Raw genomic sequence first — 6,175 nt, forward strand, 5'->3', positions numbered from 1 at the left:
GTCCGTCCTTTTGTGTTAAGCCTCAACCGCCCCGCGAAGTTTCGTGTTGACAAGCCCGTTCCATCCTTGATCCATCGTACTGTGAATCTCGGAGCTTTTCCGATTGACTTTATTGATGACGGCTTCCGGCTCTTTCCATCCGCCGTGAATGAGAGTGAATTCCGTATCTCCGCTTTCCGTTTCCTTTAAGACAAAAGAAACGATCCAGCCTTCCGTATCCCACGAAAAAGACAGGCGGTACGGCGCTTCAATATCCAGCAGCTTGCACGGAGACGGACCGAACGGAGATTCCAGCTGAAACTCACTGTCTTCTTGAGGTGTGAAATCATTCGGCATAAACCAGAGAGACAGGCCGTCCGCAGTGGAGACCGTATCCCAGACAACTTGTATCGGCGCCTTGAAAACGGCGGTATGAATAATGTCGGGTAATGGCTGATTGCCGCTGTTGTTGTTTTTGTTATCTTTGTTTTGTTTATCAGACATGATGCGTAACCACTCTTTCGCTGTTTTTACTTTTGATCATACTACACGGGGCAGGACATTTGAAATCAAATCAAACTTATTCTATGCTTTTCCAAAGCCATTCAATTCATTTTAAGGAGACGTAGTGATGACAGATCAATTTAAAGCGTTAGTAGTCGATCAACGTGAAGACCGGTTTTCAGTCAGCGTACGGGAGCTAGCGGTTCAGGACCTTCCCGAGGGTGAAGTGCTGATTAAGGTTTGCTACTCAGGGGTGAATTATAAAGACAGCTTGGCTGCCATTCCTGACGGCAAGATCGTAACGTCGTATCCTTTCGTGCCGGGAATTGATTTAGCGGGAATCGTCGTTTCCTCAGATGACGCCCGTTTCAAAGAGGGGGACAAAGTCATTGCGACAAGCTACGGCATAGGTGTTTCCCGCTTTGGCGGTTATAGCGGGATGGCCCGCATTCCGGCAGATTGGATCGTGCCGCTGCCTGAAGGTCTGACACTTAAAGAAGCCATGACGATCGGAACCGCCGGCTTCACTGCCGCATTGTCCGTCCAGCGTCTTGAAGAAAACCATGCCGCTCCTGAAAAAGGGAAGGTGCTGGTGACGGGAGCGACAGGCGGCGTCGGAAGCTTTGCCGTCTCCATTCTTTCAACCTTAGGTTACGAGGTCGAGGCCAGTACGGGAAAAGAAGAAGAAAGCGGCTATTTGAAGAGCCTCGGAGCGAAGACGGTCATTCACCGTGATGAAGTGTATAACGGCACGTTAAAACCGATGCAAAAACAAAAATGGGCAGCGGCTGTCGATCCGGTCGGAGGTGAGCCGCTTGCTTCAGTTCTCAGCCAGATTCAGTACGGCGGATCAGTTGCTGTGAGCGGACTGACAGCGGGAACGAAACTCCCTGCTACAGTCTTCCCGTTTATATTGCGCGGCGTCAGTCTCTTGGGAATCGATTCCGTATTCTGTCCGATGGAGACAAGAAAGAAAACATGGCAGCGTTTAGCTGATGACTTCAAGCCTGCAGATCTGGAGGCCTTTATTCAAAAGGAAATTACACTTGAAGAGCTGCCGGATACGCTTCCTGCCCTTTTAAAAGGAGAAGCGAGAGGGAGAACGATTGTTACAATAAACGAAGAATAAAACAAAAACCCCCAACTGCTGATTGGGGGTTTTCAATATATAATCAATTATTTATTAAAAAGAGATTAACTATTGAGTATATAGTGAAAATGAGTTGATTAAAAACATAAATTGATTACATATAGGTAATATAAAGGTAAGATATAAAATTTTCTGAAATATTTATTGACTGAAAGCGCTTTTAAAATTATGATGATAACATAAGTACCAATAATATCATTATAACTTCACTACAAAGTAACTATAAAATAACAATTTGACGAGAGGGGAGAGCGAATAATCACTATAAATGATAACGCTTTCAGATCATTTTCTTCTTATATAACTGTTTTGGACGGTCAGAACTTGTATGCAGACGTTATAGGTGTAAATATTGATAACTGAATATTCCGATATTATCTCTGTGTAAAAACTAGGAGGATTTGAAGATGAATAAAAATAGCAGCCAGCATTCATTTTTAAGAACCATCATTTTAGTATCGACGTTCGGGGGTCTACTTTTCGGCTACGATACAGGTGTAATTAATGGGGCGCTGCCGTTTATGGCGGAAGCTGACCAGCTTAATCTTACGGCTTTGACTGAAGGGATGGTGGCGAGCTCCCTGCTCTTGGGGGCTGCGATCGGAGCAGTTTTCGGAGGGAGATTGTCGGACTATAACGGCAGACGTAAAAATATCCTTATCCTTGCCGTTTTGTTCTTTGCAGCGACGCTTGGATGTACACTGGCGCCTAACGTATCGGTTATGATCATCTCCCGTTTTCTGCTGGGGCTTGCCGTTGGGGGAGCATCCGTAACCGTTCCGGCGTATTTGGCTGAAATGTCGCCGGCGGAAAGCCGAGGGAGAATGGTTACCCAAAATGAATTGATGATTGTAACGGGCCAGCTGCTTGCCTTCACGTGTAATGCTATCATCGGCAATGTGCTTGGTGATACCTCTCACGCCTGGCGTTATATGCTCGTTATCGCGGCCCTTCCGGCGGTATTCTTGTTTTTCGGTATGCTGAAAGTTCCTGAAAGTCCGCGCTGGCTTGTTTCTAAAGGAAGAAAAGAAGATGCTCTGCACGTTCTCCGGCGAATAAGGAATGAAGAGAAAGCGAAGTCTGAGCTCGCTGAGATTGAATCTGCCTTTCATAAGGAAGCTGAGATGGAGCAGGCCACCTTTAAGGATCTTGCCGTTCCGTGGGTGCGCCGCATTGTGTTTATCGGGATCGGAATTGCGGTAGTGCAGCAGCTCACCGGCGTGAATTCAATTATGTATTATGGAACTCAAATTTTAAAAGATGCCGGTTTCGAGACAAAAGCCGCATTAATCGGCAATATTGCCAACGGTGTGATTTCGGTGCTCGCGACTTTTGTGGGAATATGGCTTCTCGGCAAAGTCGGCCGCCGCCCGATGCTGATGACGGGGCTGATCGGAACGACTGCGGTGCTGCTTTTGATCGGAGTTCTGTCTGTCGTGCTGAAAGGATCGCCTGCTCTTCCTTATGTGGTTCTTTCATTAACAGTCACTTTCCTTGCGTTTCAGCAGGGGGCTGTCTCTCCGGTGACCTGGCTGATGCTGTCGGAGATATTCCCGCTTCGATTGCGGGGACTTGGTATGGGGGTCACTGTCTTCTGCCTCTGGATCGTGAACTTCCTTGTGGGTTTAACTTTTCCGGTCCTGCTCGCCAACATCGGATTGTCTGTAACTTTCTTCATTTTTGTTCTATTAGGGATAGCGTCCGTTATATTTGTGAAAAGGTTCCTTCCGGAAACGAAAGGTCTGTCGCTCGAACAGCTTGAACAAAACTTCCGTGCTTATGAAAAAACAGATCGTAATAGCGCAGAAGCTGAGGTGAGCGGGTAATCTGAATAGACGCGGGGTTCCTAGGAATCCTGCTTTTTTATTTATTATATAGAAGGGAATAATAAATGAGAAAAAAGTTTCGTAAAAGTGTTGACCTCATTTAAAGAGCATGGTATATTATTAAACGTCGCTGATGAACAAAGCGATAACGACAAATGAGAAAATGATCTTTTTAAAAAAAGACTTTACAAATTCTCAAAAGCGTGTATAATAAATGAGGTCGAGAAAAAAGACTTCGTAAAGAAATAAAAAAACACTTGACATCATAACTGATTGGTAGTATGATAGTTAAGTCGCCTGATAAGCGCCCGTAGCTCAATTGGATAGAGCGTTTGACTACGGATCAAAAGGTTAGGGGTTCGACTCCTCTCGGGCGCGCCAATTCAAATGCGGGTGTAGTTTAGTGGTAAAACCTCAGCCTTCCAAGCTGATGTCGTGAGTTCGATTCTCATCACCCGCTCCATCATAATGATCTTTGAAAACTAAACAAGACAAAACGTACCTGTTAATTCAAAGTTTTAAATAAATCGCACAGCGATGTGCGTAGTCAGTCAAACTAAGGTCTGCACGATGCAGATCACACAGACGTCACTGCAGGATGCAGCGAATGTAGTCTGTGATCCATTTATCGGAGAGTTTGATCCTGGCTCAGGACGAACGCTGGCGGCGTGCCTAATACATGCAAGTCGAGCGGACAGATGGGAGCTTGCTCCCTGATGTTAGCGGCGGACGGGTGAGTAACACGTGGGTAACCTGCCTGTAAGACTGGGATAACTCCGGGAAACCGGGGCTAATACCGGATGGTTGTTTGAACCGCATGGTTCAGACATAAAAGGTGGCTTCGGCTACCACTTACAGATGGACCCGCGGCGCATTAGCTAGTTGGTGAGGTAACGGCTCACCAAGGCGACGATGCGTAGCCGACCTGAGAGGGTGATCGGCCACACTGGGACTGAGACACGGCCCAGACTCCTACGGGAGGCAGCAGTAGGGAATCTTCCGCAATGGACGAAAGTCTGACGGAGCAACGCCGCGTGAGTGATGAAGGTTTTCGGATCGTAAAGCTCTGTTGTTAGGGAAGAACAAGTGCCGTTCAAATAGGGCGGCACCTTGACGGTACCTAACCAGAAAGCCACGGCTAACTACGTGCCAGCAGCCGCGGTAATACGTAGGTGGCAAGCGTTGTCCGGAATTATTGGGCGTAAAGGGCTCGCAGGCGGTTTCTTAAGTCTGATGTGAAAGCCCCCGGCTCAACCGGGGAGGGTCATTGGAAACTGGGGAACTTGAGTGCAGAAGAGGAGAGTGGAATTCCACGTGTAGCGGTGAAATGCGTAGAGATGTGGAGGAACACCAGTGGCGAAGGCGACTCTCTGGTCTGTAACTGACGCTGAGGAGCGAAAGCGTGGGGAGCGAACAGGATTAGATACCCTGGTAGTCCACGCCGTAAACGATGAGTGCTAAGTGTTAGGGGGTTTCCGCCCCTTAGTGCTGCAGCTAACGCATTAAGCACTCCGCCTGGGGAGTACGGTCGCAAGACTGAAACTCAAAGGAATTGACGGGGGCCCGCACAAGCGGTGGAGCATGTGGTTTAATTCGAAGCAACGCGAAGAACCTTACCAGGTCTTGACATCCTCTGACAATCCTAGAGATAGGACGTCCCCTTCGGGGGCAGAGTGACAGGTGGTGCATGGTTGTCGTCAGCTCGTGTCGTGAGATGTTGGGTTAAGTCCCGCAACGAGCGCAACCCTTGATCTTAGTTGCCAGCATTCAGTTGGGCACTCTAAGGTGACTGCCGGTGACAAACCGGAGGAAGGTGGGGATGACGTCAAATCATCATGCCCCTTATGACCTGGGCTACACACGTGCTACAATGGACAGAACAAAGGGCAGCGAAACCGCGAGGTTAAGCCAATCCCACAAATCTGTTCTCAGTTCGGATCGCAGTCTGCAACTCGACTGCGTGAAGCTGGAATCGCTAGTAATCGCGGATCAGCATGCCGCGGTGAATACGTTCCCGGGCCTTGTACACACCGCCCGTCACACCACGAGAGTTTGTAACACCCGAAGTCGGTGAGGTAACCTTTTAGGAGCCAGCCGCCGAAGGTGGGACAGATGATTGGGGTGAAGTCGTAACAAGGTAGCCGTATCGGAAGGTGCGGCTGGATCACCTCCTTTCTAAGGATTTTAACGGAATATAAGACCTTGGGTCTTATAAACAGACGTTCCCTGTCTTGTTTAGTTTTGAAGGATCATTCGATTCTTCGAGATGTTGTTCTTTGAAAACTAGATAACAGAAGTAATTCACATTCAATTAGTAATGCAAGATATCACGTAGTGATTCTTTTTAACGGTTAAGTTAGAAAGGGCGCACGGTGGATGCCTTGGCACTAGGAGCCGATGAAGGACGGGACGAACACCGATATGCTTCGGGGAGCTGTAAGCAAGCTTTGATCCGGAGATTTCCGAATGGGGAAACCCACCACTCGTAATGGAGTGGTATCCATATCTGAATACATAGGATATGAGAAGGCAGACCCGGGGAACTGAAACATCTAAGTACCCGGAGGAAGAGAAAGCAAATGCGATTCCCTGAGTAGCGGCGAGCGAAACGGGACCAGCCCAAACCAAGAGGCTTGCCTCTTGGGGTTGTAGGACACTCTGTACGGAGTTACAAAGGAACGAGGTAGATGAAGAGGTCTGGAAAGGCCCGCCATAG

General features: G+C 48.1%; 3 protein-coding genes, 2 tRNA genes and 2 rRNA genes (1 of these 7 cut by a window edge). 6 read left to right on the forward strand and 1 reads right to left on the reverse strand.

The genetic code is table 11. The annotated features are described in order from the left end of the window. Window positions 1-15 precede the first annotated feature (15 nt). On the reverse strand, window positions 16-483 hold the full coding sequence (locus tag NYE38_RS02945) for an SRPBCC domain-containing protein (RefSeq protein ID WP_017419162.1): 468 nt from the start codon (window positions 481-483) through the stop codon (window positions 16-18). A 127-nt stretch (window positions 484-610) separates the two neighbouring features. On the opposite strand from NYE38_RS02945, the gene NYE38_RS02950 reads away from it, so the two are divergent. The 6 genes from NYE38_RS02950 to NYE38_RS02975 form a co-directional block, all read left to right on the forward strand. Further along, window positions 611-1,612, forward strand: a complete 1,002-nt coding sequence (locus NYE38_RS02950; protein WP_025650290.1) for an acryloyl-CoA reductase — start codon at window positions 611-613, stop codon at window positions 1,610-1,612. Between the two features lie 428 nt (window positions 1,613-2,040). Next, the gene (locus NYE38_RS02955; RefSeq protein WP_022552683.1) at window positions 2,041-3,459 is read left to right on the forward strand and encodes a sugar porter family MFS transporter; all 1,419 of its coding nucleotides are present in this window, start codon (window positions 2,041-2,043) and stop codon (window positions 3,457-3,459) included. Between the two features lie 304 nt (window positions 3,460-3,763). Beyond that, window positions 3,764-3,840, forward strand: a tRNA-Arg gene (locus NYE38_RS02960). A gap of 8 nt (window positions 3,841-3,848) precedes the next feature. Beyond that, window positions 3,849-3,922 (forward strand) — tRNA-Gly (locus NYE38_RS02965). Between the two features lie 162 nt (window positions 3,923-4,084). Continuing rightward, window positions 4,085-5,634: ribosomal RNA gene (locus NYE38_RS02970) — 16S ribosomal RNA — on the forward strand. Between the two features lie 174 nt (window positions 5,635-5,808). Beyond that, a 23S ribosomal RNA gene (locus NYE38_RS02975) occupies window positions 5,809-6,175 on the forward strand (it continues 2,563 nt past the right edge of the window). Together the 16S and 23S rRNA genes with 2 tRNA genes alongside form the textbook arrangement of a ribosomal RNA operon.

Source organism: Bacillus sp. EU63, from assembly GCF_038592915.1.
In the GTDB taxonomy this organism is placed as follows: domain Bacteria; phylum Bacillota; class Bacilli; order Bacillales; family Bacillaceae; genus Bacillus; species Bacillus velezensis.